Below are 25,855 nucleotides of genomic sequence, written 5' to 3' on the forward strand. Positions count from 1 at the left end.
ATGAGTGATGTTTCATTTGTCCGCGCGGAAATGTTGCCGGAGAAAGCGCCACCAGCGTCCGAAGTGGGAATAGTAGGTTGGGTTAAGCACAATCTGTTTTCTGGTTGGTTCAATTCGATCCTGACTTTGGTTTCGCTCTATGCGATCTACTATGTGTTGTCGGGCGTTCTGCCATGGACGTTCCAATCCGTCTGGAATGCCAATTCACTGACTGAGTGCCGTGAGATCATGATGGCAACCTGGGGAGACACCCATGGTCATGCTTGCTGGGCTGTCATCAATGATCGCTGGCTGCAGCTGTTGTTCGGATTCTACCCGAGCCATCTGTACTGGCGGCCGATTCTGGCGCTTGTTCTGTTGCTGGTTGCGCTGGCACCAGTGCTGTATTCGGACCGTGTTCCGAGCAAGTTGCTGATCTTTAGCGCGATCTACCCCTTCCTGATGCCTTGGTTGATGTGGGGTGGTACCATCTGGGGGCCATTGTCGGCGGCACTTGGATTTGTTGCCGGCTGGGCCGTCTACACCGTCGTCAGCAAGCAACAAAGCGAATTGCTCGGGATGATCGGTGGTGCAGTGGCTGCATTGATCTGGTGGCTGTTTCTATCGAGCTACTTCGTTGGTGCCATGGATTCGATCCTGCCGATCGGTATCGAAGCCGTGCAAAGTCGTCAGTTCGGTGGTTTCATGCTGGCGATCCTGCTGGGTGTTGTGGCCATCGGTGTCTCGCTGCCGATTGGTATCGTGTTGGCGCTGGGCCGTCAGTCGGACCTTCTTATCGTCAAATACATGTGTGTGGGCTTTATCGAGTTCATTCGCGGCGTACCGCTGATCACGCTACTGTTCGTGGCCTCGCTGCTGTTGAACCTGTTCCTGCCACCAGGCACCAATTTTGACATCATCCTGCGGGTGATGATCATGATGACCCTGTTCTCAGCCGCCTATATGGCCGAAGTGATCCGGGGTGGCCTGGCTGCATTGCCACGCGGTCAGTACGAGGGCGCCGACAGTTTGGGCCTGAACTACTGGCAGGCACAGCGTTTGATCATCATGCCGCAAGCCCTGAAAATCTCAATTCCGGGCATCGTGAGCACATTCATCGGGATCTTCAAGGATACGGTTCTGGTGTCGATCATCGGACTGTTCGACGTGCTTGGCCTTGCCAACGCGATCCGCGCTGATACCGCTTGGAACGGCATCTACTGGGAACTGTTCGCTTTTATCGGCGCGCTGTTCTTCGTCGTCTGCTTCTCCATGTCCCGTTATTCCATGTATCTGGAGCGCAAGCTTCAGACTGGCCATCGTTAAGGAGTTCAACACATGTCTGAACTTGCAATAGACCGCGAAATCGACCGATCCAAGATGCAGGTGAGCGACGAGGTCGCCATCGAAATCAACAACATGAACAAGTGGTATGGGTCTTTCCATGTGCTGCGCGACATCAATTTGACCGTCAATCAGGGCGAGAGGATTGTTATCGCGGGGCCGTCAGGGTCGGGTAAGTCCACCCTGATCCGCTGTCTGAACGCGCTGGAGGAACACCAGCAAGGCACGATCATGGTGGATGGGACGGAACTGTCGAATGACCTGAAAAACATCGACAAGATCCGGTCCGAGGTCGGGATGGTGTTCCAGCACTTCAACCTCTTCCCGCATCTGACCATTCTGGAAAACTGTACGCTGGCCCCGATCTGGGTGCGCAAGACGCCCAGGAAAGAGGCTGAAGAGCGTGCGATGCACTTCCTAGAGAAGGTGAAAATCCCAGAACAGGCCGACAAGTATCCTGGTCAGCTTTCGGGTGGTCAGCAGCAGCGTGTGGCGATTGCCCGTTCGCTCTGCATGATGCCGCGGATCATGTTGTTCGATGAACCTACATCGGCGCTGGACCCTGAGATGATCAAAGAGGTGCTCGACACTATGATCGAGCTGGCCGAAGAAGGCATGACCATGCTTTGTGTGACCCACGAGATGGGTTTTGCCCGTCAGGTCGCCAACCGCGTGATCTTTATGGATGCCGGTCAGATTGTGGAACAGAACGAACCAGAAGAGTTCTTCAACAACCCACAAAGCGAGCGGACCAAGCTGTTCCTGAGCCAGATTTTGGGTCACTGATCCCGATCGGAAGAACCATGAAAGGCGGGGTTTTTGCCCCGCCTTTTTTACTCCGGCAACTCGCGTGGAATGACGAACCCCAAGACATCCCCACTGTGCCACCGAAGCGCGGCCCAGGAGTTGATCTCGAACTGTATGACTGTTGTTGCGCAGGTCGGGTAGTCATCGAAACGGCCGTGATCTGGCGCCTGCCGCACAAGCTGTCTGGCGAATTCAGCGATCCCGGGGTTGTGGCCCAGCATCAGCACGGTTTGGCCAGAAGCCTGCGACAGGGCCCGCATCATGAGATCGGGACCGGCCAGATACAGCGAGCGTTCGAACTGGATCAGATCGGCCTGCAGCCCCATTCGATCCCACGTCTCGCGGGTTCTGAGGGCGGTAGAGCTGAGCACCTCATTCGGTAGCCAGCCATTCCTGAGTAGCCAGCCGGACACAGCAGGTGCCGAGCAGCGTCCACGTTTGTTCAGTGGCCGATCATGATCGCTGAGCGTCGGCTCATCCCAACTGGATTTGGCATGGCGGGTCAGGATCAGAGTGCGAGTCATGACGTGTGAAAAGACCTCATGTGGTGGGCGGACTGTTCTGGGTCCCGCCTGGCCCCGGGGCTGAGAGGGCAGGCCAGGCGCGCAAGGCAGCCACCGGTCATGCAGGTTTGGCCCTGCTCTGTGTTCAGATGCCCGTGGCAGGCCTCAACGTCATAGAAGCTGTGGGTGTTCAGGGCCCCGACTGGGCAGGTCTGAGCGCAAGGGGCATCGCATGTAACACAGGGCGATGAATTATGGGCACCGGGAATCTCGAATTCCTGATCAAAATGCAGCGCGCCGCGATACGAGATCATCATACCGACCGTGTCATGCACCAAGGCGCCAACCGGGCTGCTGAATGTACGCCCCGATTTCAGCGCCCAGTCGATAAACGGCACATAGGGTGGGCCACCGAATGGGAAATAGGCTTGACCCCCCAAATCCTGCGCCATCTGATTGACGACGCGGTACGACCACCGGTCAACAGGGTCGGGACCTTGCCATTCAGGGGCTGATTTCAAAACAGGCCAGAACGTGGGCCCTGCACCTAGCAGGATCAGGGTGCCGCTGTCCAATTGCTTGGCATTAGCGCGCCCAGGATGTAACGCACCCATCACGATAAGCCCAACCTCAGCAGCCGCGCTGTCGACACGTTGATAAATGTTCGGGGAAGGTGCGGTTTGAACTGTCATGTCACCTCCGTCGCAGTCGATCAATCGGGTCGGATCAGCGACCCAGCTCCGTGTTCGGTGAACAGTTCCAGTAGCACCGCATTGGGCGCGCGCCCATCCAGAATGACTACGGCCCGCACCCCACTATGTAGTGCGTCCAGCGCGGTTTCGGTCTTGGGGATCATTCCGCCTGCGATGGTCCCGTCCAGGGTCATCTCGCGGATCTGACCGGCTTTTAGCTCGGTCACGACCTCTCCGGCAGCGTTCTTGACGCCTGATACGTCGGTCAGCAACAGCAGACGGTCTGCCTTCAAGGCCGAGGCGATGGCACCGGCGGCGGTGTCACCGTTGACGTTGAACGTCTCACCCTCGCGCCCGGCGCCCAGAGGCGCAATTACTGGGATCACGTCATGCGTAAACAGATCGTGCAGGATTTCGGGTTTCATCTCGGAAGGAGAGCCAACAAACCCCAGCGAGGCATCGGTTTGATCACAGATCATCAGGTTGGCGTCCTTGCCCGACAGGCCAACCGCAGTCCCTCCCTGTCCGTTGATGGCCTGAACAATGCGTTTGTTCACGAGGCCCGAGAGCACCATCTCGACCACTTCGACAGTTGCCTTGTCCGTCACACGCTTACCGTTCACGAAATCGGATTGGATATCGAGCTTGTCCAGCATCGCGTTGATCATGGGACCGCCGCCATGTACTACAACCGGGTTGATGCCCACCTGGCGCATCAGAACCACGTCACGGGCAAAGCTCTCCATCGCTTCATCGCTGCCCATGGCGTGTCCGCCCAGCTTGATGACGACAATGGCCCCGTCATAGCGCTGCAGATAGGGCAGTGCGCTGTTCAATGTGGCGGCGGTGGCGATCCAATCCCGGTTCATATCTCTTGTCTTCATGGCTAAAGGTCCCTCTGGCCCACCGTGTTAGGGCCTTTGAAAGGTGCTGCCAAGGGCCAAGCTATTCCAGATGCGTGATGATCGAGCGCAACGTTGGGATACCATCCCCTTTTTCGGACGACGTCAGCACGATTTCGGGGAAAGCGGCGGGGTGTTTTGACAGGGCCGAGCGGACCTGGTTCAGAACCTTTTCGCGTTCATTGGCCTTGACCTTGTCTGCCTTGGTCAGCACGCATTGAAAGGTTACGGCACTGGTGTCCAGCAGCTTCATGATCTCGGCATCAACAGGCTTTACCCCATGGCGCGCGTCAACCAGGACAAAGGCCCGGCGCAGGGTCTGTCGGCCACTGAGATATTGTTTCAGCAACCGCTGCCACTTTTCCACTACCTTAACCGGCGCATTGGCATAGCCATAGCCGGGAAGGTCGACCAGATACAGCTCTGGGCCCTGAGTGAAAAAGTTGATTTCCTGCGTGCGGCCCGGCGTGTTCGATGCACGCGCCAGCCCCTTGGTTCCGGTCAGCGCATTGATCAAACTGGACTTGCCAACATTGGAGCGGCCCGCAAAGCAGACCTCAAGGCGGTCAGGGTCGGGCAGCCCACTCATGGCGACGACACCTTTGACAAACTCGGACGGGCCAGCAAACAGCTTGCGCCCGCGCTCCAACGAGAATTCATCGGGATCTTGGGCCAGAGGGAAGGGTAGGGTGCTCATAACGGTATCACCTTGTCACCGACCGAGATTACCCCGCCGCGAACCACTTCGGTATAGATGCCGAAATCCTGATGGCCCCAGCTGTTCAGCGCGCCCAAAGTGTCGGCATCGCGGTCGCCGGTATCCGGGTTCGCAGTGGTCGCCAAACAGCGCACAATCCGCTCGCGGACGCGGAACACGGCCTCACCGATTTGCAACTCGCGGTCGAGCCAGTCGAATTCTTCCCATAGGGGCAGGCCATCGAACCAGATGTTACCGCGCCAGCGTTTGATTGACAGGTCTTGCCCCAGTTTTTGCTCAACCGCCCGGTGAGAGGCCATGTTGCACAGGCTGATTGACGGGAAATCGCTGTCTGTCATCCCACGCCCTGGTATCCGAACGATCCGGGCAGATGCCGCCCTGTCCGCGGGCATCAGCGGGCGCACCCAATCCAGAAACACGTCCTGTTCCCGATCTGGGTCAAAGGTTAGATCGGGGCGATTGGGATGGGTCAGGGTCAGCATATCCCCGTCCAGCTTGGCGGAAATGGCCATCAGGTCTGGGGCTTTTGATCCGCGACTGAAATTGACGCAGGGCACCCATTTCGTGCCATCCGCCTTGGACGCTTCGTGCGCAACCGCCCAAACGCGATCCCCGGGCATGGTCTGCCCGGGGGTCACTGTCACGGTCTGCACGGCTTCGCGGCCATGGCTTTTCATAGGATGCCGCCAAATATGGGTGACTTCAGCCGTCATTTCTCATCCGTCTTAGTGGCGCGCTTGAAGCCGGATTTGATGTTGCCAAATACATCCGGTTTATAACCCTGGCTGCGCATGATCAGATATTGCTGAGTGAAGGTGATCGTGTTGTTCGCGATCCAGTAGACCACCAGGCCGCTGGCAAAACTGCCCAGCATGAACATGAAAACCCAAGGCATCCAGGCAAAGATCATTGCCTGTGTCGCGTCTGTTGGTGCCGGGTTCAGCTTTTGCTGCAGCCACATCGAAATCCCCAGCAACAGTGGCAGGATGCCGATGAAGATCAGCGCCATAAGGGTGTCAGGTTGCGGTCCGGCCCAAGGCAGCCAGCCGAAGAAGTTCATGATTGACGTTGGATCCGGTGCGCTGAGATCCTGAAACGGGCCAAACCACGGTGCTTGACGCAGTTCGATGGTGACGAAGATCACCTTATACAGTGAGAAGAAGATCGGGATCTGCATCAGGATCGGCAAACAGCCCGCGGCGGGGTTAACCTTTTCCTTCTTGTACAGTTCCATCATACCTTGCTGCATTTTCTGACGATCGTCACCAGCGGCCTCTTTCAGGGCCTCCATCTGCGGCTGCAGTTCTTTCATCTTCGCCATCGAGACATAGGACTTGAACGCCAGCGGGAACAAGATCGCCTTGATGATCAGGGTCAGGCCGATAATCGACCAGCCCATGTTGCCGATCTGGGCGTTAATGTTGTGCAGCAGCCAGAAGATCGGCTTGGTCAGGAAATAGAACCAGCCCCAGTCGATGCTGTCGATGAACTTTTGAACGCCTTCGGCCTGATATTCACGAATGGTTTCCCATTCCTTGGCACCGGCAAACAGCTGGGTTGTGACCTCTTCAGTAGCCCCAGGTGCGATAAGCAATGTCGGCAGTACAGTTTCCGTCTGATAGATTTTGCGACGGGCATCGTATTTGGCTGCTGCCTTGAAGGTCGTGCCCTCAGCCGGGATCAGGGTGGTCATCCAATAGTGATCAGTAAAGCCGACCCAGCCACCGTCTTTGACCTGAAAGACCTCGGCTTGCGCCCGTTCGTTCGGATCAATGTCAAAGTCGCGCACATCGCCGTAGTCGATTTCATCCAGAACACCGTCGGCCATGACCATCACGCCTTCATGCAGGATGAAGAAATTCTTAAGTCCGGGCAGGTCGCCATCTTCGCCGATGCCATGGCGGGCGAGGATGCCATATGGCGCCATGCCGACCTCGGCTTGTGTGTTGTTTTCCACCGCTTGTGTGACTTCGAACATATAGTTCTCGTCTACCGAGATGGTACGGCGGAAGGTCAGGCCATTGCCATTCTCCCACTTCAACGTAACTGGAGCGTTCACCCCAAGTGTTTCACCATTTTCGACGATCCAGACCGTGTTCGGCCCGGGTACGTCCGTGCCGGTGACACCAGCGCCAGGCGCCCATCCGTAGAGCGCATAATATGCAGATTCAGATCCGACCGGAGAGAACAGTTCGACAATCGGTGCGTCGTCCTGGATCGAGACTTTATAATCCTTCAGGTACAATTCATCGATGCGGCCACCGGACAACGACAGGCTGCCCTCAAGGCGGGGCGTGTCGATCTTGATCCGCGCGGCCTCGGACCCGGGCAGCGTTTCTTCTGCGCTCGCCGTGGCTTCGCCTACGGTGCCCGCGCTAGAGGCGCTGGGGGTCTGAACCTCATCGCTTTCGATGGCGCTGATTTCAGCCTGATCAGTAATGGTGGTTTGCTCGGGCGGTGGAAACAGCACGAACCAAACCAGGATCACGACAAAGCTGAGCGCGGTTGCGAGGATGAGATTCTTGTTCTGATCGTCCATCTGGGACAGCCACCTTAAGCAGTGAAACACACCCGGTGGGTTCAACAGAGTGCAGCCCCAAAGGTCAAGCGGATTCGCCCGCCTTATGGTTCCAGATTGGGCTTTTGTGGTGAAAACCTGCGATCAGGAACCCGCTTGCCGTCCAATTTTGGGAATGCCTTTGACTTTGTTCTGATGGGCCGAGATCCAATCCATGGTCTTTTCGAACGGCATGGGCTTGCCAATGCCAAAGCCTTGAACGTGGTCACAACCAAGCTGTGCCATCAACGCGTGCTCACCGGTGGTTTCAACACCCTCGGCGAGTGTTTCTACATTCAACCTTTCGGCCATAGTCAGAATTGCACTGACCAATTGTTGTTGCGATGCATCACTGTCCGCCTTGGCCACAAAAGTTCGGTCTATCTTGATCCGCGTCACATCAAACCGTTTGATCGAGGCGATCGAGGCATGTCCAGTGCCGAAATCATCCAGATCAATACAACAGCCAAGTGCTGCAAGGCTGGTCACGTTGCGGGTAATCACATTGTCCGGACGTCGCGAAAACACGGTTTCCAGAATTTCGACAGCCAGTCGGTCGGGCGTCAGGTCGTTTTGGTCCAGTTCCCATTTCAATCGGTCCAGCAGAGCGGGGTCTCGTAGCTCATCCGAAGAAAAATTGATTCCGATTCGTGGGACGTGAATCCCGTTCCGGTCCCAGCAGCACATCGCGGAAAATGCATGATGCCGCATCGTTTGGCCAAGCCTCTCCATCAGCTCGGCCTGTTCGGCAAAAGGCAGAAATATCTGTGGGTTCAAGATGCCTTTTTCCGGGTGCTCCCAGCGGGCCAGGGCTTCAAACCCCGTAACCCGCCCTGTATCTGTGGAAACCTGAGGCTGAAACCAGGGGCGGATTTGTCCGTTGTCCAGCGCAGCCTCGAACTCTTTGCGAAGGTTGGCCCTGATATTGGATCTACGGCGGGTTTCGTTTGAAAAGGCGCGGATCGTTGAGGGCCCATTACGCTGAGCTTCGCATAGCGCAGCAGATGCGGCATCAATCCAATTTTCAAACCCGGATCCGCGAACTGCGGATTGCAGGCAAAAACCGATTGAACACGAGACATAGGCAGTGGTGCCGTTTAGGGTGATCGGCTCTTCAACGGCGGATTGGATGCGGCCCGACATCTGAATACAGGCTTCGAGATTGAGATGCTGTGACGGGCGCAGGCCGATGGCTATTTTGCACTCGTCTAATCGTGTTGCAATATCGCCGGTTCGAATGACCGAGAAGATGCGGTCACAAAATTGGCTGGACAGATGGGTCGCGGCCGCATTTCCGTGCAGGTCAACAAATTCAGTGAACCCGTCTAAGGCTATAATCATACAAGCCGATCCCATGTTATTGTGATCGGTACGGTCAAAGAAGTTTTCAAGTTCGGCGGCAAACTTATCCGTTGGCGCGAGTCTTCCGTGATGGTGCAGTGGAGAGATGCGTGCAGTTTGTGTGCGTCTGACTGAGGCGAAGGCGAAGATCAGCAACGGAAGGCTTAGTGCCACAACGACAAGCGCACGTTCTCCACCGATCCAGAAAGCCGCAAGCGAAATGGCGGGAGCAAAGGCCAGCACCGGCGGGCCACTCAGATACGTGGTGAGAGTATCGAGAAATTGATAAACGGAAACAGATTTCCTCATCGGTTCGTCTTCGCCTTTACCCTGAGCATCTTGTGCTCCGGTCAAACCGTAGAAAATTAGTCTGAGTCACTCGTTAACGCAGCTGTGGAATATCATCCGTTTTTTCAGTTTTTTCGCTCGAATTGATGGAAAGATTAACAAAATCAAACAATTTCGGGTCCAAAAGGTGCGAAGGGCGCGCATTGGTTAAGGCGCGGAACATCACTTGCCGCCGTCCGGGACTGTTTTTTTCCCACTGATCGAGAATCTGTTTGACCTGCTGGCGTTGTAACCCGTCCTGGCTGCCGCACAGGTCACAAGGGATGATCGGGTAGTTCATCGCATTGGCGAATTTCTCGCAATCCGCCTCGGCGACATGGGCAAGGGGGCGAAAGACGAACAGGTCGCCTTCTTCGTTCACCAGCTTTGGCGGCATCGTTGCTAGACGGCCGCCGTGGAACACGTTCATGAAAAACGTCTCAAGGATGTCGTCACGGTGATGACCCAGCACCACGGCCGAGCAGCCCTCTTCCCGCGCGATGCGGTACAGGTTGCCCCGGCGCAGGCGCGAACATAGCGCGCAAAAGGTGCGGCCTTGGGGAACCTTGTCCATGACGACCGAGTAAGTGTCCTGATATTCGATGCGGTGGGGAACACCCATGCCTTCCAGAAACTCGGGTAGGACGGTAGCGGGAAAACCTGGCTGGCCCTGATCCAGATTGCAAGCCAGCAGATCGACCGGTAGTAGGCCGCGCCATTTCAGCTCGTACAGAACCGCTAGCAAGGTATAGCTGTCCTTACCGCCTGACAGGCAGACCAACCAACGGGGTGGCTTGCCGTTTTTCTCGTGCGCGGATGGGTCCACCATGCCATAGTGTTCGATGGCTTCGCGGGTGTGGCGCACGATGCGTTTGCGCAGCTTCTTGAACTCGGTGGTCGAAGGCGCGCCGGCAAACAGCGGATGGATATCGTCAGCTTCATCAAACATGCGCTGCCCCTACAGCAGATGGCGTATCCGGGCAAGTGTGCGGGTCAGCCCAACCGCGCAAGCAGGGCACCAGTGTCCAGCCCGGACACCGAACCGGGGATGCGGCCATTGTTACCTGTCAGCCGAGACGCCACAAATCCATCAGCGACCGGCCCGGGCGCTTGGCGTATTAGTTGAGAGGCCGTCAGCAGCAAAGCAGTGCGCTCCGCAAACCAGCGCGCCTCGGCTTCGGGTGGGATATTGGTCCAGCGGGCGCGGTGGTCCCTCAGCGCCGCATCATAGTGGCGGTTCACTCCGGTTGCCGCCTCAAGCTCGACCTGCAGGACTTGGGCGGCCAAGGGGTCGCGGGTCAGGGTGCGCAGGATATCCAGACAGATCACATTGCCCGAACCTTCCCAGATGCCGTTCAAAGGGGCTTCACGGTAGAGCAGGGGCAGGGGGGTGTCCTCGACATAGCCCATGCCGCCCAACACCTCCATGGCTTCGACCACGACGACTAGACAGCGTTTGTTGTTGAGGAACTTGGCGAGTGCAACAGCGATGCGGGCAAAGGCTTTATCCTCGGGTGTATGACCGTCATAAGCCTGCGCCACACGCATTCCCAGTGTCAGCGCCCCCTCCCAGTCCAGCACGAGATCGGCCAGAACGATGCGCATCAGGGGTTGGTCAATCAACCGGCGCTGAAAGGCGCTGCGATGGCTGACCCAGTGATGCGCTTCGCTGAGGGCCGCCCGCATCAAACCTGCCGGGGCCATCGCAGTGTCGAGCCGTGTGTGATGCACCATCTCCAGGATTGTGCGCACACCCGCGCCCTCATCGCCAAGCTGATAGGCCAGCGCATCATGGTATTCAATCTCGGCCGAGGCGTTGGACCGATTGCCCAGCTTGTTCTTCAGCCGCATCAGGTGGATTGCGTTGCGTTCGTCGTCCAGCCAGCGGGGCACAAGGAAACAGGTCAGACCGCCGGGGGTCTGGGCAAGTGTCAGGAAACCGTCGGACATCGGGGCCGAGCAGAACCATTTATGCCCACGCAGCCGCCAGTGATCTCCGTCGCGTGTGGCCGTCGTTGTAGTGGCGCGAATGTCCGAGCCGCCCTGTTTCTCAGTCATCGCCATGCCCAGCGTGGCGCTTTTTTTGGAGGCGATAGGAGCGATAGAGGAATCGTGGTTCCATTCCGTCAATCTGGGAACCCAGATCGAGGCAATCTCTTCATTCGCCGCAAGTGCTGGAACGGCTGCGTAAGTCATGGTCAGCGGGCAGCAATGTCCGGGTTCGACCTGACTGGCAAGGTAGACCATGGCGGCGTGGGTCGCGTGACCATTCGGTAGGTCAGACCAGGCAACGGCTGCGTATCCGGATGATTGGCTGAGTTGCATCAGGTGATGGTATGAATGAGTGAAACGCACTTCATCCAGGCGGCGTCCACCTTGGTCAAACAGAACAAGTTCTGGGGAGTGGAAATTGGCCTCGCGCGCCATGTCTCTGACTGCAGCACGCCCAAGGTCTGCACCATAGTTGCGAAGAATAGAGCTTCGCGCGCCTGCCACATTTTGCAGTACTGGGTCAGAGGCCCAAAGGTCTAAATCTCCGCGCACAGGCGGCTGGTTCAGAACGTCATGCATGGGTAGGGAATGGCGCGCGTCAGATGTCATCTGGCCCTCGAATTGAACAGCACAACTGTTCAGCGAAGGTGCGCTCCGGTCAAGTCCGACGACGGGTCAGGAGGGATCTTCACGGTCCGGAACCGGATCATACCCGTCACCACCCAAAGGGTGGCAGCGCCCAATCCGTCGTGCGGCCAGCCATGTGCCTTTGATGGCACCGTGTTTTTCCAGTGCCTCCAACGCATAGGCCGAGCATGTAGGCTGATAGCGGCAGTTGAACCCGACCCAAGGGCTGAACAGCAACCGGTACGCCCGAATGGGTAAGGCAAGGATATGCGAGAGCAATGTCATTTCCGCGCAGCATGGACTTTACGCAGAGCATAGCGCAAATCATCCAGCAGCGCTGCATAGGGGCGTCCGGCTGTGACATCGGCGCGACCGATTAGCACGTAATCCCAGCCGTCCTGCCCCTTCTCAGGCAGTACCGCGCGCGCAGCTTCGCGCAGGCGTCGCTTGGCCCGGTTGCGAGCCACGGCATTGCCGACCTTTTTGGAACAGGTGAAACCGACGCGAATCCCGTCCGCCTCGCCCTCGGCGCGTTTGCGCGCCTGCACCATCATTGATGATGTGCCCTGCCGACGCGCGCGCGCGGCGTTCAGGAAATCGGATCGTTTCCTGAGGATGATCAATGTTTTGGATGCGCAAACGGACGCCGCCGGGGGCGTATCCCCGGGTTGGCAGTTACCATCCTCAGGGGCCTCCGGCGGCGTCATGTTCATAACCTGATCGGTGAGCGGTTTATGCGCTCAGCGACTTGCGGCCACGTGCGCGGCGCGAGTTCAGGATCTTGCGGCCGGCCTTGGTGGCCATGCGCGCGCGGAAACCGTGGCGGCGTTTGCGAACCAGGTTCGAAGGCTGATAGGTGCGTTTCATCGCTCCGTCTCCAATCTATTCGGTCGGGTGCAGCGCGGATTCGCCTGCCCGTGGTGTTCGAAGCCCGTCCTCTACTGCCAAGCGGGGGGTAAGTCAAACCCCTTGGTGGGGGTTTTGCAGCCTTTTGCAACAATTCTATAATCCCGCGCGGTAAAAGATTTCAAAAATACGGATTTTAGGCACAAAACCCTCACATTCACTGTCGAAAAGATCAAGGCAGCGTGAGGCCCCTGTTGCCCGGGCGCGTGACGTCGCATGTTGAGGCCAGAATGAGACGCACAAAACCGGACACCATTATGAGCGATACAACTCAGGCCCCGCGCAGCGGGCTTGCGCGACATATTCCTTTGCTGGTGATTCTTTCCGTTGCCGCCGTGGGGTTCTTTACCTTGGGTGATTACCTGACTTTTGAGACCCTGCGCGACAACCGAGAGGCCCTGTTGGGCTGGCGTGACGCCAATTACTGGGCAATGGCAGGCGCATTCATCGCGATCTACATTGCCATCGTTGCCTTTTCGCTGCCTGGCGCCGCGGTGGCCTCGATGACCGGCGGGTTCCTGTTCGGACTGTTCGCAGGCACGGTCTTCAACATCTTTTCGGCAACCATCGGCGCCTCGGCGATTTTTCTGGCGGCGCGCTGGGGCTTAGGTGCGTCGTTGACAGCACGGCTTGAAGCCTCGGAAGGCACCATCAAAAAGCTGAAGGACGGCCTGCGCGAGAATGAGATCTCGGTCCTGTTCCTGCTGCGCCTTGTCCCGGTGGTTCCGTTCTTTGTGGCCAATCTAGTGCCGGCGCTGGTGGGGGTGAAGTTCCGCAACTTTCTGTTCACCACGGCGCTGGGCATCATTCCCGGTGGCATCGTTTATACTTGGATCGGCGTCGGACTGGGCGGTGTATTCGACCGAGGTGAAACGCCGGATGTCTCACTGCTGTGGGAGCCTTTTGTCATCGGCCCCATCATCGGCTTGTGTGTGCTGGCGGCTCTGCCCATTCTGATCAAAACGCTGCGCGGCCAAAAGGACAGCTGATCATGCAAGAACTGAAATCCGATATCCTGGTGATCGGGGCCGGGTCAGGTGGGCTGTCGGTCGCCGCGGGGGCGAGCCAGATGGGTGCGGATGTGATCCTGCTGGAAGGTCACAAGATGGGCGGCGATTGTCTGAATTTCGGCTGCGTCCCGTCCAAGGCCCTGATTGCCAGCGGCAAGGCCGCCTATGGGCAGGCGCATGCCTCGGCGCTGGGTGTGGCGGATGTGGTGCCACAGGTGGATTACGCCGCCGCCAAAGACCACGTGCATGGTGTGATTGCGCAGATTGAGCCGATGGACAGCCAAGAGCGGTTCGAAAGCTTTGGTGTCAAGGTGATCCGGGAATATGGCCGCTTTGTCTCTCCGACACAGGTTCAGGCGGGGGATCATCTGATCACCGCGAGGCGGGTTGTGATTGCAACAGGCTCTTCACCACTGATTCCGTCGATCCCCGGTTTGGACAAGGTGCCGTATTATACCAACGAGACTATCTTTGATCTGCGCGACAAGCCCGATCATCTGCTGATCATCGGCGGTGGCCCCATCGGGATGGAGATGGCGCAGGCGCATATTCGGCTCGGTTGCAAGGTCACAGTCATCGAAGGGCAAAAGGCGCTGGGCAAGGATGACCCCGAGGCGGCAGAGGTCGTGCTGGACAGTTTGCGCGCCGAGGGCGTTGCGATCCATGAACAGGCGATGGTGGCACAGATTCGCGGCTCCGATGGCGCGGTTGAAGTGGTGCCCGAGAACGGCGAGGTCTTCTCGGGCACGCATCTGCTGCTCGCTGCGGGGCGAAAGGCCAATACCGACCGCCTCAACCTTGCCGCTGCCGGGATCGAGCCCATCCGAACCGGCATCAAGGTCGACGACACCCTGCGCACCACGAACCGCAGGGTCTATGCGATCGGAGATGTCGCGGGTGGGCTGCAATTCACTCATGTGGCGGGCTATCACGCGGGGATTATCATTCGTTCGGCGCTGTTTGGGCTGCCCTCCAAGGCGAAAACCGCACATATCCCCTGGGCGACCTACACCGACCCCGAGCTGGCGCAGGTTGGCCTGACCGAGGTGCAGGCGCGCGCCGAGCATGGCGATAAGATGGAAATTGCGCGGTTTGACTATCACCACAACGACCGCGCCATTTCCGAGCGTAAAACGAATGGTTTCATCAAGGTCATGGTCGTCAAAGGCCGACCTGTGGGTGCCACAATTGTTGGCCATCAGGCGGGTGAGCTGATCAGCTTGTGGTCGCTGGCGCTGGCCAATAATCTGAAGATGGGGCAGGTTGCCGCCATGGTTTCGCCCTATCCGACGATTGGAGAGCTTAACAAACGGGTGGCGGGCGCCTATTTCTCACCAAGGCTGTTTGAGAATCAAACGGTTAAACGTGTGGTCAGCTTCGTCCAGCGCTGGATGCCCTGACCTGGAAGGGAGAGCAATGTGAACTCGCTGTCAGGCCGATTTCTGATCCTGACGACGGTCTTCGTGATGTTGGCCGAGGTTCTGATTTTTGTCCCTTCGATTGCGCGATTCCGCGAAGATTTCCTGCTGAACCGGCTGGAGCGCGCTCAGATCGCCTCGCTCGCTTTGTTGGCCGATGATATGCTGGCCGAGGACCTTGAGGCTGAACTGCTGGCCAATGCGGGCGTCTATAACGTGGTTCTACGGCGAGACGAGATGCGCCAGTTGATGCTGTCCTCTCCTATTCCAGGGCAGATCAGCAAGACCTATGACCTGCGTGACGCGCGACCATGGGTTTTGATCCGGGATGCTGTCGTGCGGTTGTTCACGCCGGAAAATGAAGTCATCCGTGTAATTGGCGAGCCTGTGAAAGGCGCAGGTCTGCTGATTGAGGTGACGACTGACAGCATGCCTTTGCGTATGGCGATGACGGATTATGGGTTACGCATTCTGGGCCTGTCATTTGTGATTTCGATCATCACGGCTTTTTTCCTGTTTCTTGCGGTTCGGGTGGTTCTGGTAAAGCCCATCAAAAGCGTTGTCGGATATATGCAGCGCTATGCCAGCGCCCCCGAAGATGCCCGTGGAATCATCTCACCGGATTCCAAAGTGACCGAGCTGCGCGAGGCCGAAGAGGCGCTGAAACAGTTGCAAACCGAACTGACCCAGGCCCTGAAACAGCGCGAGCGTCTGGCGCAGTTGGGCGGGGCTGTGGCCAAGGTGAGCCACGATCTGCGCAACATCCTGACCTCGGCCCAGCTGTTTACCGACCGGATCGAATCCAGCGAAGACCCGTTGGTGCGTCGCATGGCCCCTAAGCTGGTGAACTCGATCACCCGAGCGGTAACCCTGTGCGAAAGCACATTGGCATTTGGCCGCGCTGAAGAACCTGCACCGTCGCTTACACTGGTTCCGCTCCGCATTGTGGCCGAGGATGTGGTTGCGAGCGAGAAACTTGCCGTTGCCGATGCCTGTATCGAGATCATCAATGATGTGCCGGAAGAGTTGGTCGTAAGAGCTGATCCTGAACAGATTTTCCGTGTCATGATGAACCTCGTTCGAAATGCCCGTCAGGCGCTGGTTGCATCAGGAAAGCCCGGTCGGATCACCTTGTCCGGGCAAGAGCAGGACGCCAACTGGTGTATTCAGATCAGCGACACAGGGCCGGGCCTGCCGGCCAAAGCGCGTGAAAATCTGTTCACACCCTTTCAGGGTGGCGTCCGCAAAGGCGGGTCGGGTCTGGGCTTGGCGATCTCACAGGAACTGTTGCGGGGCCATGGGGGTGACCTTGTTCTGACCGAGACAGGGTCAACAGGTACCACCTTTGAAATTCGCCTCCCGCGGGGCGATGGGGCTTTTTGAATTATTTTTACAGAATCGACTTGCACGTCCCGAATACCGGGTCTACATAGCGCCTCACCAACGCGGACCGATAGCTCAGCTGGATAGAGTACTTGACTACGAATCAAGGGGTCGGGGGTTCGAATCCTCCTCGGTCCGCCACTGGTTTCCTGTTGAACGTCACACGAACCTGACCCAACCGTCATAGTTGGACCAGACAATCAGCGAACGTTCGACATCAGAAGGCGCCCCCAACGTTGGACATCAGTTGAATTTGACCTTTGCGCCTTCAACTAACACACCGCCCCCATTTTATGCTCCCGCACGCAGTTTGATTTGTTCTGACTTCCCTTTCGGAAAATCAGAGCTGATTTGTAGGTCAGACAGCGAAGCTGCCTGTTCCTGCTAATCTGCCACGTGGCGAACGCGGGAGGGGGCGAGGCAACGTTATTCGACAGGGGTGGTGCGGCCCGCAGGCAAAGCCGAGGACACGGCCCTGTCTAAAAGGGTTGCCCGAGGGGGAGGGCAGCGCCCTCACCCTGACGGCCAGGGGCGTTTGGCATGTCCAATTGCCGCTGGCCCACGAAGGGAAAGTAAGGGGAAAGAGGGCCCGTCGCCATTTGCGATTGTACCATTCTGTCAAACTACAAAAAGCAATAGGGGCCACCAAGCGGACTTTTGCTGCACACGCGAAAAACCTGCTGCCTGTGCACAGTAACCTGCTGGGAGGGCGGAGAGCCGCCGTTCGCCGCAGATGCAAGTGACTCTTTCGCGATCTACCAAAGCAGACGTTCAACGAAATTGCAGAAGCGCATCGTGCGCCTTTGAAGGCAACAGAAAGCTAAGGTGCATCGAAATCGCGCTGCGGAGACGAAGGGATCGCTAGAATTCACATTAACATTTGTTTAATAACAATAAAAAATTGTACAAATACATGTATACCACATACTACACCACAGTACGCGCTAAAGCTGGCGGACTGCTCACCCTTTAAGAACATCGAGAACTTCGGTAACACTCGAAGCCTTGTCGCCCCAATGTTTGGCATCTCTTAGTTCAGCCAACAGCGAAAGCGGCGACAAGTGAAAGTTGAAGTCGCCCTTGTCTTCAACCAGTGTTTTCAGCCCCTGTAAGTTCTCAGTAAAACCCTCCTGATCTTGGCAAGCTATGAGGATGGTTTTGAGCGCGCGAATGTTGATTTCCATCGGTGTGCCCGGGTTGATTTTTAGTTCACCAAGTAAAATCTCCGCACCCTTAAAATCTCCTGCGACCGCCCCCGCCAGTGCCATTTTAAACGTTGTAAAGGGCCATGACGCGCCAGCGGACTGGGCGTCGGAGTAGAGCGAAAAGGCTGCTTCGGCATCTCCGGCAGCTAGAGCATCGTCCCCTCTCTTTATGTCGGCATTCGGATTTGTCCGTTCGATCGCTAAAGTTTGCGGGGCGCGGCCACCAACGATCTTTGATCTCAACGAAGCTGCATGTGGGTTATCTGCTTGCAACTCATCGACCTTGTCCAGGTCCTCCAACGCCTTTGCTGTTTCTCCCACCAAAAACAGCGCTCGGGCTCTACCTATGAAAAGGGTATAGCTGGTCGGCTCGCTTTCTATCTTTTTATTATACAAATCAATTGCTTCCGCGTACCTCCCCTCAGAGAGCAAATCTCGAACTTGTACTCCAGAGGTACTTTCTTCAACGTTGACAGTTGGGCCACCGTCAGTCGTCTGTTGCCCTGGGGAGGTTATGGCATCTTTTGTTAGGTCTTTCTGCAAATCGGTAAGTATGCCCCTCTTGAGCTCTCGATCTGCCTTCTGAATTGACGCAAACTCGCGGTCGGCAATTTCAAGCAGACCCGCTAGGGACAGAAACTTGCGCCTCACCGTTTTGGGAATGTTCTTGCTACCTTTGTACTGGATATCATGTTCCATTTCGGCCCAAGCGTGCTGCAAAACTGTTCTGATTTGAATTTCACACACATAGTCTCGATAGGCTGCAAAGTCTGGGAGAGCCAACCGCTCTTCGGTTAATCGAACCAAATAGTGGATGCTCTGATACCCAAACTGACCCTTTTCGACACGTTCCTCTCCAACATCTCTTTTCTCAATAATTTCAAAGTTCTCATCAACAAACTCTGTTACCGTTGCGATGTCATCGATGGTGAAAACAATCACCCTAACACCCGCTAAATCTGTAATCTCCTTCAGCGGGTTTTGGTACTTCGCTGCACCTGCGTCGTCAGTTTTGCACGCCTTCCGTTCAAAGCTCTCAACTTCTTTCGCCCGTGGATCAATCGAGTGGAACCTTACATTGGCCTGCCCGAACGAAGCCTCGATGACTTGCGCCACAACTGAACACAATGATTCATAGATTGGGCGTTTGTTGCGATACTCGCTGACGTAGTCTTTCATCCATCCAACTTTCAATGGGTCGCCAACGGAACTGCTAGTGCCTTGAGATCCGTTACAAATTCCGAAACCGGATCCACACCGGATAGCCATAAGTGGTCTCTCGCTCGAGTAGCCGCCACATATAGCAAGTGCCGCTCCGTAGACATTACCTCGTCCAGCTGGCTCTCGTCTTTAGCGGAAAGCAGTCTCTCTTCATCGGGCAATACGGACTGATCCAGCGATATCACTGCCACTGCTTGAAACTCAGAGCCTTTGGCAGCGTGCATGCTCAGCCAGTTCAACTCTGGGAAATCTGTTAGCCAGGAACCTGACAACTCATCCAGCAAAGCCTCAGTTCGGACAAGCACCGCTATCTCGTCTTCGGCCAAACCGCTCGCGACCAATTCTGCAATCCAGCTGGAGACCCCTTGCATCTCGTCAGACCGGTCTTTGAACGACCGAACCGTGGGCCACGGGCCTTCAAAGACTGAGGTCACTCCCAGCCTGCTTTCCTCTGCGCCATCCGCCTCGACGAGCGTCTCAGGAAGTAGAGTTTCACTTCCCATGCGGATCTGGTGCGAAGTGCGATAGTTCACTTTCAAGCTGCGCGACCGACCTCTGACATCAACCCGCGTCGCGCTCCATGGGAACGGGGCCCGAAAAATCCGCTGTCCAATATCCCCTGCAAAAAACAAACCGTCTTGTGCGTCGCCGAGCTTTTCACCGAGCAACAGAAGCTCCGGCACGGAAATGTCCTGCGCCTCATCGACGAGGACATGTGTGTACGGCCAGGTTCCGTTCCGCCTTAGCTCATGTGCAAGCTGAGCCGAGGTTTTTTTGCTAAGCGCTGCCAAACCTGAACGGACAGCCTCGAAGACCTTCCACAGTTCATCCTTTCGTGATGCCGCCATGCGCACCTTGCGACCAAGCCTTGGCAGATCGCGATATTCATCAGCTGACTGCACGTTCCAAGCGTCAACGATTAAAGACCACTCATCAAAGAGGAAATCTCGGTCGACTGGATTGCCATGTTCGTCAGCCGCTGCTTGCAACAACTGCTTCAACTCGTGATCGGTCGCGATCTCAAAACCACCAAATTGTGCCCGGTATTGCTCGGCTATCGCCGCTTGAAGGGCAACAACTTCTATCCGCTCGGCAACCGTCGGATTTGCGATCAAAGGCACCTTTTCGGCGAGCCTGCGTGCGAGATTTTCGTTGAAGGTTGCCAGCATAACGCGCGCATTCTCAGACTTCGCCAGCCGCACGGCCCTATGAAGGGCGACCACAGTTTTTCCAGTCCCTGCCGAACCGATGACACGGGCTGGGCCGTTGAAATCTCGATCCACAAATTCGCGCTGTGCCGGATGCAGAAAGACCGACCATTTCTCCCATGGGGAGTCGAGCGCGGCTTTGAGCTCTTCTACATTGTCCATAACCCGGAACCGACGCACTGCATCGGGATGGCTCCAAGGGTCGGCACTGGCAGCAACGGGTTCGGCTGGCGTGGGGCGAACACCGGTGGCGGCCTGAACAATCGCTTCCGCAGCCTCTGCTGGCAAGTATCCAGCGATGTCCAAGATCGTGTCCTCGGTGACAGAACGAACCGTATCAAGCCAATCCGTCGGAATGCCCCAGGACAACAAAGTGTCGTCGCTCTCATCCGCAAAAAGCCGCGGCATGGGAACGTCTTCTTGGACATAGTTCGGGATTACAATATCTTCGACAGTTTCGCGCGCCTCAACGATCTGAATTGCACCAGTCTTTGGGTGGCTCTCGATCCGCCGGGTTTCCGCCCAACGGTAGGCATCATCATGGTGCCCAACCCATGCAAGCAGCGTATCCTGATCGCGCTTGTGAATGACCATCCTGATGTCACGGTTCACGCGCGCTGTCCAAAAATTCGGATCACGTGCCCTGTCAACACGATGCATGGAAAGTCCAGGCAAGCTCGGATCCATCTGGAAATCAAAGACCGTCGTTTTGACGGCCTTCTGCTCTTGAGCAGTCAGTTTTCCCAAGGCATCGTAGAATGTATCGGCGATCCTGTGGGTCAAACGGTCAAAACCTTCATCACTTCATCCCCAAGATGGTTGATCACCTTAACTGCAATGCGCCCTGACTTGGGCCGCGCGAAGGGGCGGGAGACTGTGCGTTTCAGGCTATCCCAAGCCTCTTGATCGATCTCCCCCTTCAGCGTCGTCTTCAGCTGCTTGTAGGGGATGTCTGCGCCGGGGAAGTAGGCGTGGCGCACAAAGAAGCTTTCTTCGTTGTAGTCGGTATCGATGAACCAGCAGGCGATATCGTCCGGCTCGGAGGAGATAACCTGCCCAGTTGCAGGTTTGAAGATATCGACGCCAAGCAGTTCGACACGGTATGCGCCATCCTCCTCGACCAGCTTGATATCCGGCTCACCGAACACGACGAACAGGTTGCCGCCACCGGCTTTCAGATCGCCAGCCATATGCAGATCGGGGTTCATACGGGCTTGCAGGATGGGCACACGGCCTAGTTTTCGGAACTCAGCGGTGTGGGCGTCGAAGTTGAAGGCGCAGGCGATCACGATGTCCAGACCGGCATCCGCTGCCTCGCGCGCGGCGGCGACCAGATCGGCGCGTTGCACGGTGCCGTATTCGGGGCCGATGAAGACACCGGCGCGGCGCTCGGTCTCGCCTTCCATGTACTTGCCCTCGGCGGCGATCCATTCGCCGGGCCACGGGACAAGGCTGCTGAACTTGATCGCGTCTTCCTTGCCCGATTGCTGCACGCCTGCTTTGCGCAGGTTTTCCAGCATCGCCTCTCGGTAGTTGTCGGCCTCTTGTGCGCCACGGGCACGTTGCCCGGTGACGGCGTCGACCTCTTCGATCAACTCGCCATGTTCATTGACCGCTTGGGTACGGTGGGGGGAGAGGCTTTCGACCGTGAACGGCCCCGCCACGCGGACGCGTTTTTTGTCCTCGTAGGGTTTGTCGTAGAGGTACTCGAAATCTGCTTTGGCGGCGATGGAGGCGTCGATTTCGGTCTGCCGCGCGATGCGGGCTTTCCAGAAGGTCTCCAGCGCTTCCACGGCAGCGTCGGGCCACGGGGTCACGGGGCGGTCGGGCAGCGTGTCGAAATCCCATGCGGTGCTGCGCATCTCGTTCAACTCGGCCAATCCCTGTTCGGCTTTGCGGCGTTTGGCGGGGGTCAGGTCGTCGGACATGGTGCGTGCGGCGGTATAGGCGGCGCGGTGGTCGGCGGGCCACGGTGTGCCGGGTTCGCGGGGGATTTCCCATTCCATGAAACCGTTTGCCGGGGCCATCTCTCCGCTGGGCATTTCAACCTCGCCGGAGGCGGTAAAGTCGATGTATTGGCCAATGCGCCCGCCAGTATCCACGTGGAACGGGTCGGGCTGACCTTGGAGGGCAGTGTTGAGGGCCACGCGGGTGTCTTCGACGGCGGGTTGGCGCTGCTCCCAAATCTCGTCAATTTCCGCATTATTTGCGATCGACTTGAGCATGATGTGAGGCACCCGCTCGTAAACGAAACCGTGTCGAATATCATCGTAGGTTTCGCTGGTTGCAGGCGCAGATCGAGTTACTTCGGCCTCTTTCTTTTGGCCGTCACTACTGTCTTTGAGCAGGTACCAAGGGTATTTTGCTCCCATAATCCTCGCACGAGCCAGTGCAAGAGCTACACGAGAGGTATCGATTGTGATCCAGCGTCGGCCCCATTGCTCTGCAACGAATGCCGCTGTTCCAGATCCACAAGTCGGATCCAATACTAGATCACCTGGGTCGGTCGCCATTAAAAGACAGCGCGTCACAATTTTTACATTAGTCTGAACGATGTATACCTTATCGGCGGTAAATGAGCCGGTTCCCACATCGGTCCAAACATTGTTGATCGGTGCCACGTTGAAGTCGTCGAGACGACGCAAATATTGATACGTCCGGTTGCTGGTGGTGAAAATTCGAGTGGCAGCCTTGAGGCGCTCCATACCAGCGGGGTTTGTTTTCCATCCCCCTTTTCCAGGTCCGGAGTGATCGCCGCGATAAGCAACCTTATAAGTCGCGCTTTCCGGTGAACTTTGGCTAGTAAGGTTGTCAGGTCGGAATATGCTCGCACCTTCTTGCAAACTTTCGGAACCATCGAGTTCTCCAGCTGTTGCTGCTCTGTGAACTCCTGACCAATCAGTATGTTTCTTATAGAGATTTGCGGACTGCATATCGGCTTTTTCAAAATAGAGCTGCCGATACTTCAGCATGTCCTTCTTGCGCGCATACCAGAGAACTGTATCGTAGACGCCCGCTAGAGCTAAGGTTCCTCCGCTTGGGCTTCCAGCTCCACTTGTTGTCTTCAGGACGATTTGGCTTACAAAATTCTCCTCTCCAAACACCTCATCCATTAACGCCCGCACGCGGTGCACGTTCTCATCCCCTATCTGGACAAAGCAGGACCCGCTCTCGGTCAGCAGTTCCCGCGCCACCACCAGACGGTCGCGCAGGTATTGCAGGTAGGAATGTATCCCGTCGCGCCATGTATCGCGAAAGGCCTTCACCTGCTCGGGCTCGCGGGTCAGATGATCCAGCTTGCCGTCTTTCACATCTCGATTGGTCGTGGACCATTGGAAGTTGGAATTGAATTTGATCCCATAGGGCGGGTCGATATAGATCGCCTGCACCTGGCCCTTTAGCCCCTCGCGTTCGGCCAGTGACGCCATCACCTGCAGCCCGTCGCCCAGGATCATCCGGTTCGACCATTTCTTGTGGTGCTTGTAGAACTCCACCTCCGCCTTTCGGTCGTCGTCCGTCACGCCAAAGTGGTCAAACAGATCCGCGCCGCCACCCTCGCCATTGCGTTTGTTACCTGCGCGCAGGTCTTCGATGATCGCCTTGGGGTGCACCTGTTCCTGCAGGTAGATCGGGGGCGCGTCGATTGTCACCGCCTCTTGATCGATATCCTTACCGCGCCAGATCAGCTGCGGGTCAACGTCCGGGTTGCGCTGCTGGTATGCGACCTTGATCGGCTTGGCATCGTCCGGGTCCATCATCGGTGCCAGTTCCGGCGTCGGGATGTTCACCCGCGCGTCGTCATGGGTGATCGGGTCGATGGGTGTTTTCTTGTCGGTCATGCTGCCGCCTCATCTTCTTCACTGGGGTCGTATGGGGCCTGCAAGTCCGGCTCGGCTGGGGAATTGCGGATCACGTCGCGGCGCATGGCAGTGCCGATCAGGTCGGCGAGTGCATTTTGGCGAGAGGTCCAGAATGCTTCGAAGTCGTCTGCGCGCAATGGTGCAGGATCAATCAGATGCGTCCGTAGGATTTCATCAAGCTGCTCTGTGGTCAGCCCATCCTTATGTTCGATCCGTTTGAGGTACACCGAAGGGGCGTCGCCACCGATGCGGATATTGCTGATCTTAGAAAGAGGCGACTTGTTGATGATGGAATCGTAGCGCGATGCGGGGATGTCGTTTTTGTTGCACCAGTCGCGCGGGAAGATGTGGTGGATGTCCACTTGGCTGTCGAAATAGGTCATGATCTCGAACGGCTCGCCCGAGATGAAGTCTTGCGCCCCGCTGAGCATTAGCCTCGCGTTGACGCCTTTGTATGCAGCGGCCAGGCGGGTGCGCAGCGTGTCCAGCCGGTCGATCTGGAAGACTGCATCGCCAATGGTGGCGGGTTGTGGGCCATCTTCCCGGATCCAGGCCAACAGCTCCGGAATGTCACGCGCGATACGGGTTTCGACAGACCCGGCATAAAGTTCGCCGAAGACACAGCTCCAATACCAGTGATCGAGCTTGTCATGCGCAGCGGCGGTACGTTCTTTAGCAGGCAGTCGCGCAAAAACTGCGGCGAGTGTGATCAACTGCGAGGGGTAAGGCACGTCCTTCACCCAGATGATGCGCTGAGATGTGAAGAACTTCTTCGCTTGAGCGAACCCCTCTTCGACGGAAACTGCTAGCCGCTTATATTCCTCGATTGGTAAATTCAGCATGGCATCGCGGCGAACAGTTACAGGCGGGAGGTCTTTGCCAGTGCGACCTGTTTTGACGGCTTGGTTGCGTCGATCCATTGTGGAAAGCGCGGTGCAGGCTTGCAGGAAGTCGGTACTGGCCAGTTTCGCGTAGATGTCCCTTGTTTTGTCGAGGCCGCGCAGCCGGTCAAGCCGCCCTGGCTGCCCTTCCACTCCAAGCCAATCTTCACGCAGATTGAACTCACTGGCAGCAAAGACAGCTGTTAGTAACTCAAACGCGTCAAGCTTCTTGCCGCCAGTGTTCACCTTTTCAAAGACTGTGCAAATCGCCTCGCGACTGTTACCTTTGGACAACCGAATAATCGGCATTTGGTAGGCCTGCACAGGTTTGACCACCTTCAGGTTCAAAGCCTGTTCTTTGGCATGCGTGTCTTCACCGCGTTCGTTCCAGTAATTTTTGTAGGCGAAGAGCCAATCGAATGGTGCGAAGACTTGATTTAGCGGAAAGGCATGTGACGCAAACTGCTGCTCAGCGGTTGAATAGTCACGATCAATGTCGCGGCCGAAATTGCTTGTTTCGCGACCATCTCCACGTGTCATTATGATCCAATTGGCGGGATCGCTACCTTCAAGCGACGCTGCCTCAAGATCCACGAAAAAGAGCCTCTCAGCCAAAGCACCTTTTGAGGTGAGCGTTTTGACGACATCTTTGCGCAAAAGCGACTGATAGAGGCTGGTCAGCCTCTGTTGGCCGTCCAACAGAAATTCTGCTGGCGGGCTCCCGTTGCTCGTTGCATTTGCTAATGGTCTTGCCTTGAAATTCACTTCACCGCCGACTTCAAGTGTTAGAATGGCACCCACAGGGAAGCCGCGCACGATACTCACCAAGAGCGCATGTATGCCGTCCTCGTCCCAGACCCAGTCTCTTTGAAAGTCCGGAAGCTGGAGGTCTTGGTCGTCCACCTGCTCAAGAATCCGGTTGAGATTGTCTTTTGTACTGTCAAACATCGTTAGAAAAATTCTCTTTTGAAAAT

21 protein-coding genes and 1 tRNA gene are annotated in these 25,855 nt (G+C 56.8%); 6 read left to right on the forward strand and 16 right to left on the reverse strand.

Annotated features, from left to right (window positions below; all coding sequences use genetic code 11):
- Both AC2FJV_RS12290 and AC2FJV_RS12295 read left to right on the forward strand, forming a co-directional pair.
- Complete coding sequence (locus AC2FJV_RS12290; protein ID WP_142639745.1) at positions 1 to 1,305, forward strand: amino acid ABC transporter permease; 1,305 nt, start codon at positions 1 to 3, stop codon at positions 1,303 to 1,305.
- Positions 1,306 to 1,317: 12 nt separating this feature from the next.
- Positions 1,318 to 2,109, forward strand: coding sequence for an amino acid ABC transporter ATP-binding protein (locus tag AC2FJV_RS12295; protein WP_142639743.1), 792 nt, complete (start codon positions 1,318 to 1,320; stop codon positions 2,107 to 2,109).
- 47 nt (positions 2,110 to 2,156) lie between these two features.
- On the opposite strand, the gene AC2FJV_RS12300 is transcribed toward AC2FJV_RS12295, so the two are convergent.
- The 12 genes from AC2FJV_RS12300 to rpmH form a co-directional block, all read right to left on the reverse strand.
- Entirely contained in the window at positions 2,157 to 2,654 is a 498-nt protein-coding gene (locus AC2FJV_RS12300) for a SixA phosphatase family protein (RefSeq protein WP_271951999.1), read from the reverse strand.
- Positions 2,651 to 3,325, reverse strand: coding sequence for a ferredoxin (locus tag AC2FJV_RS12305; protein ID WP_496713829.1), 675 nt, complete (start codon positions 3,323 to 3,325; stop codon positions 2,651 to 2,653). Before AC2FJV_RS12305 ends, AC2FJV_RS12300 begins: the two co-directional genes overlap by 4 nt.
- 20 nt (positions 3,326 to 3,345) lie before the next feature.
- Positions 3,346 to 4,209, reverse strand: a complete 864-nt coding sequence (gene argB, locus AC2FJV_RS12310; protein WP_142639737.1) for an acetylglutamate kinase — start codon at positions 4,207 to 4,209, stop codon at positions 3,346 to 3,348.
- Between the two features lie 61 nt (positions 4,210 to 4,270).
- Positions 4,271 to 4,924, reverse strand: coding sequence for a ribosome biogenesis GTP-binding protein YihA/YsxC (gene yihA, locus AC2FJV_RS12315; RefSeq protein ID WP_142639735.1), 654 nt, complete (start codon positions 4,922 to 4,924; stop codon positions 4,271 to 4,273).
- On the reverse strand, positions 4,921 to 5,658 hold the full coding sequence (locus AC2FJV_RS12320) for an MOSC domain-containing protein (RefSeq protein WP_496690413.1): 738 nt from the start codon (positions 5,656 to 5,658) through the stop codon (positions 4,921 to 4,923). The genes yihA and AC2FJV_RS12320 overlap by 4 nt, the downstream gene beginning before the upstream one ends.
- Positions 5,655 to 7,484 (reverse strand): membrane protein insertase YidC, encoded by a 1,830-nt coding sequence (yidC, locus tag AC2FJV_RS12325; protein WP_496690412.1) that lies wholly within the window; start codon positions 7,482 to 7,484, stop codon positions 5,655 to 5,657. Before yidC ends, AC2FJV_RS12320 begins: the two co-directional genes overlap by 4 nt.
- A 123-nt stretch (positions 7,485 to 7,607) precedes the next feature.
- Positions 7,608 to 9,152, reverse strand: coding sequence for a putative bifunctional diguanylate cyclase/phosphodiesterase (locus tag AC2FJV_RS12330; RefSeq protein WP_496713830.1), 1,545 nt, complete (start codon positions 9,150 to 9,152; stop codon positions 7,608 to 7,610).
- Between the two features lie 73 nt (positions 9,153 to 9,225).
- Positions 9,226 to 10,119, reverse strand: coding sequence for a tRNA 2-thiocytidine(32) synthetase TtcA (ttcA, locus tag AC2FJV_RS12335; protein WP_496713831.1), 894 nt, complete (start codon positions 10,117 to 10,119; stop codon positions 9,226 to 9,228).
- A 44-nt stretch (positions 10,120 to 10,163) separates the two neighbouring features.
- Positions 10,164 to 11,771, reverse strand: a complete 1,608-nt coding sequence (locus AC2FJV_RS12340) for an acyl-CoA dehydrogenase family protein (RefSeq protein ID WP_496713832.1) — start codon at positions 11,769 to 11,771, stop codon at positions 10,164 to 10,166.
- A gap of 66 nt (positions 11,772 to 11,837) precedes the next feature.
- On the reverse strand, positions 11,838 to 12,074 hold the full coding sequence (gene yidD / locus AC2FJV_RS12345; protein ID WP_281973741.1) for a membrane protein insertion efficiency factor YidD: 237 nt from the start codon (positions 12,072 to 12,074) through the stop codon (positions 11,838 to 11,840).
- On the reverse strand, positions 12,071 to 12,496 hold the full coding sequence (gene rnpA, locus AC2FJV_RS12350; RefSeq protein WP_496694399.1) for a ribonuclease P protein component: 426 nt from the start codon (positions 12,494 to 12,496) through the stop codon (positions 12,071 to 12,073). Before rnpA ends, yidD begins: the two co-directional genes overlap by 4 nt.
- Positions 12,497 to 12,521: 25 nt before the next feature.
- The gene (gene rpmH, locus AC2FJV_RS12355; protein WP_005632162.1) at positions 12,522 to 12,656 is read right to left on the reverse strand and encodes a 50S ribosomal protein L34; all 135 of its coding nucleotides are present in this window, start codon (positions 12,654 to 12,656) and stop codon (positions 12,522 to 12,524) included.
- A 296-nt stretch (positions 12,657 to 12,952) separates the two neighbouring features.
- On the opposite strand from rpmH, the gene AC2FJV_RS12360 reads away from it, so the two are divergent.
- The 4 genes from AC2FJV_RS12360 (at position 12,953) to AC2FJV_RS12375 (ending at position 16,647) form a co-directional block, all read left to right on the forward strand.
- Positions 12,953 to 13,684 carry a TVP38/TMEM64 family protein gene (locus AC2FJV_RS12360; RefSeq protein WP_496708988.1) on the forward strand — a complete coding sequence of 244 codons (732 nt, stop codon included), beginning with the start codon at positions 12,953 to 12,955 and terminating at the stop codon, positions 13,682 to 13,684.
- A gap of 2 nt (positions 13,685 to 13,686) precedes the next feature.
- Positions 13,687 to 15,105, forward strand: coding sequence for a dihydrolipoyl dehydrogenase family protein (locus AC2FJV_RS12365; protein ID WP_496713833.1), 1,419 nt, complete (start codon positions 13,687 to 13,689; stop codon positions 15,103 to 15,105).
- Positions 15,106 to 15,123: 18 nt separating this feature from the next.
- Positions 15,124 to 16,506, forward strand: coding sequence for an ATP-binding protein (locus tag AC2FJV_RS12370; RefSeq protein ID WP_496713834.1), 1,383 nt, complete (start codon positions 15,124 to 15,126; stop codon positions 16,504 to 16,506).
- Positions 16,507 to 16,570: 64 nt separating this feature from the next.
- Positions 16,571 to 16,647: transfer RNA gene (locus tag AC2FJV_RS12375), tRNA-Arg, on the forward strand.
- Between the two features lie 821 nt (positions 16,648 to 17,468).
- Here AC2FJV_RS12375 and AC2FJV_RS12380 read toward each other — a convergent pair.
- The 4 genes from AC2FJV_RS12380 to AC2FJV_RS12395 are packed head-to-tail and all read right to left on the reverse strand — an operon-like array spanning position 17,469 to position 25,829.
- Positions 17,469 to 18,890, reverse strand: a complete 1,422-nt coding sequence (locus AC2FJV_RS12380) for a RelA/SpoT-related domain-containing protein (RefSeq protein ID WP_496713835.1) — start codon at positions 18,888 to 18,890, stop codon at positions 17,469 to 17,471.
- Positions 18,891 to 18,901: 11 nt separating this feature from the next.
- Positions 18,902 to 20,887 (reverse strand): 3'-5' exonuclease, encoded by a 1,986-nt coding sequence (locus AC2FJV_RS12385; protein WP_496713836.1) that lies wholly within the window; start codon positions 20,885 to 20,887, stop codon positions 18,902 to 18,904.
- A 32-nt stretch (positions 20,888 to 20,919) separates the two neighbouring features.
- Positions 20,920 to 23,979, reverse strand: a complete 3,060-nt coding sequence (locus tag AC2FJV_RS12390; protein WP_496713837.1) for a site-specific DNA-methyltransferase — start codon at positions 23,977 to 23,979, stop codon at positions 20,920 to 20,922.
- Positions 23,976 to 25,829, reverse strand: a complete 1,854-nt coding sequence (locus tag AC2FJV_RS12395) for a GmrSD restriction endonuclease domain-containing protein (protein WP_496713838.1) — start codon at positions 25,827 to 25,829, stop codon at positions 23,976 to 23,978. The genes AC2FJV_RS12390 and AC2FJV_RS12395 overlap by 4 nt, the downstream gene beginning before the upstream one ends.
- Between the last annotated feature and the right edge of the window lie 26 nt (positions 25,830 to 25,855).

The organism is Ruegeria sp. CDSA241, assembly GCF_059611265.1.

Excerpts from the sequence above, each read along its gene's own strand:
- AC2FJV_RS12290 (WP_142639745.1), top strand. The coding sequence starts at position 1 with ATGAGTGATGTTTCATTTGTCCGCGCGGAAATGTTGCCGGAGAAAGCG.
- AC2FJV_RS12295 (WP_142639743.1), top strand. The coding sequence starts at position 1,318 with ATGTCTGAACTTGCAATAGACCGCGAAATCGACCGATCCAAGATGCAG.
- AC2FJV_RS12300 (WP_271951999.1), bottom strand. The coding sequence starts at position 2,654 with ATGACTCGCACTCTGATCCTGACCCGCCATGCCAAATCCAGTTGGGAT.
- AC2FJV_RS12305 (WP_496713829.1), bottom strand. The coding sequence starts at position 3,325 with ATGACAGTTCAAACCGCACCTTCCCCGAACATTTATCAACGTGTCGAC.
- argB (WP_142639737.1), bottom strand. The coding sequence starts at position 4,209 with ATGAAGACAAGAGATATGAACCGGGATTGGATCGCCACCGCCGCCACA.
- yihA (WP_142639735.1), bottom strand. The coding sequence starts at position 4,924 with ATGAGCACCCTACCCTTCCCTCTGGCCCAAGATCCCGATGAATTCTCG.
- AC2FJV_RS12320 (WP_496690413.1), bottom strand. The coding sequence starts at position 5,658 with ATGACGGCTGAAGTCACCCATATTTGGCGGCATCCTATGAAAAGCCAT.
- yidC (WP_496690412.1), bottom strand. The coding sequence starts at position 7,484 with ATGGACGATCAGAACAAGAATCTCATCCTCGCAACCGCGCTCAGCTTT.
- AC2FJV_RS12330 (WP_496713830.1), bottom strand. The coding sequence starts at position 9,152 with ATGAGGAAATCTGTTTCCGTTTATCAATTTCTCGATACTCTCACCACG.
- ttcA (WP_496713831.1), bottom strand. The coding sequence starts at position 10,119 with ATGTTTGATGAAGCTGACGATATCCATCCGCTGTTTGCCGGCGCGCCT.
- AC2FJV_RS12340 (WP_496713832.1), bottom strand. The coding sequence starts at position 11,771 with ATGACATCTGACGCGCGCCATTCCCTACCCATGCATGACGTTCTGAAC.
- yidD (WP_281973741.1), bottom strand. The coding sequence starts at position 12,074 with ATGACATTGCTCTCGCATATCCTTGCCTTACCCATTCGGGCGTACCGG.
- rnpA (WP_496694399.1), bottom strand. The coding sequence starts at position 12,496 with ATGACGCCGCCGGAGGCCCCTGAGGATGGTAACTGCCAACCCGGGGAT.
- rpmH (WP_005632162.1), bottom strand. The coding sequence starts at position 12,656 with ATGAAACGCACCTATCAGCCTTCGAACCTGGTTCGCAAACGCCGCCAC.
- AC2FJV_RS12360 (WP_496708988.1), top strand. The coding sequence starts at position 12,953 with ATGAGCGATACAACTCAGGCCCCGCGCAGCGGGCTTGCGCGACATATT.
- AC2FJV_RS12365 (WP_496713833.1), top strand. The coding sequence starts at position 13,687 with ATGCAAGAACTGAAATCCGATATCCTGGTGATCGGGGCCGGGTCAGGT.
- AC2FJV_RS12380 (WP_496713835.1), bottom strand. The coding sequence starts at position 18,890 with ATGAAAGACTACGTCAGCGAGTATCGCAACAAACGCCCAATCTATGAA.
- AC2FJV_RS12390 (WP_496713837.1), bottom strand. The coding sequence starts at position 23,979 with ATGACCGACAAGAAAACACCCATCGACCCGATCACCCATGACGACGCG.
- AC2FJV_RS12395 (WP_496713838.1), bottom strand. The coding sequence starts at position 25,829 with ATGTTTGACAGTACAAAAGACAATCTCAACCGGATTCTTGAGCAGGTG.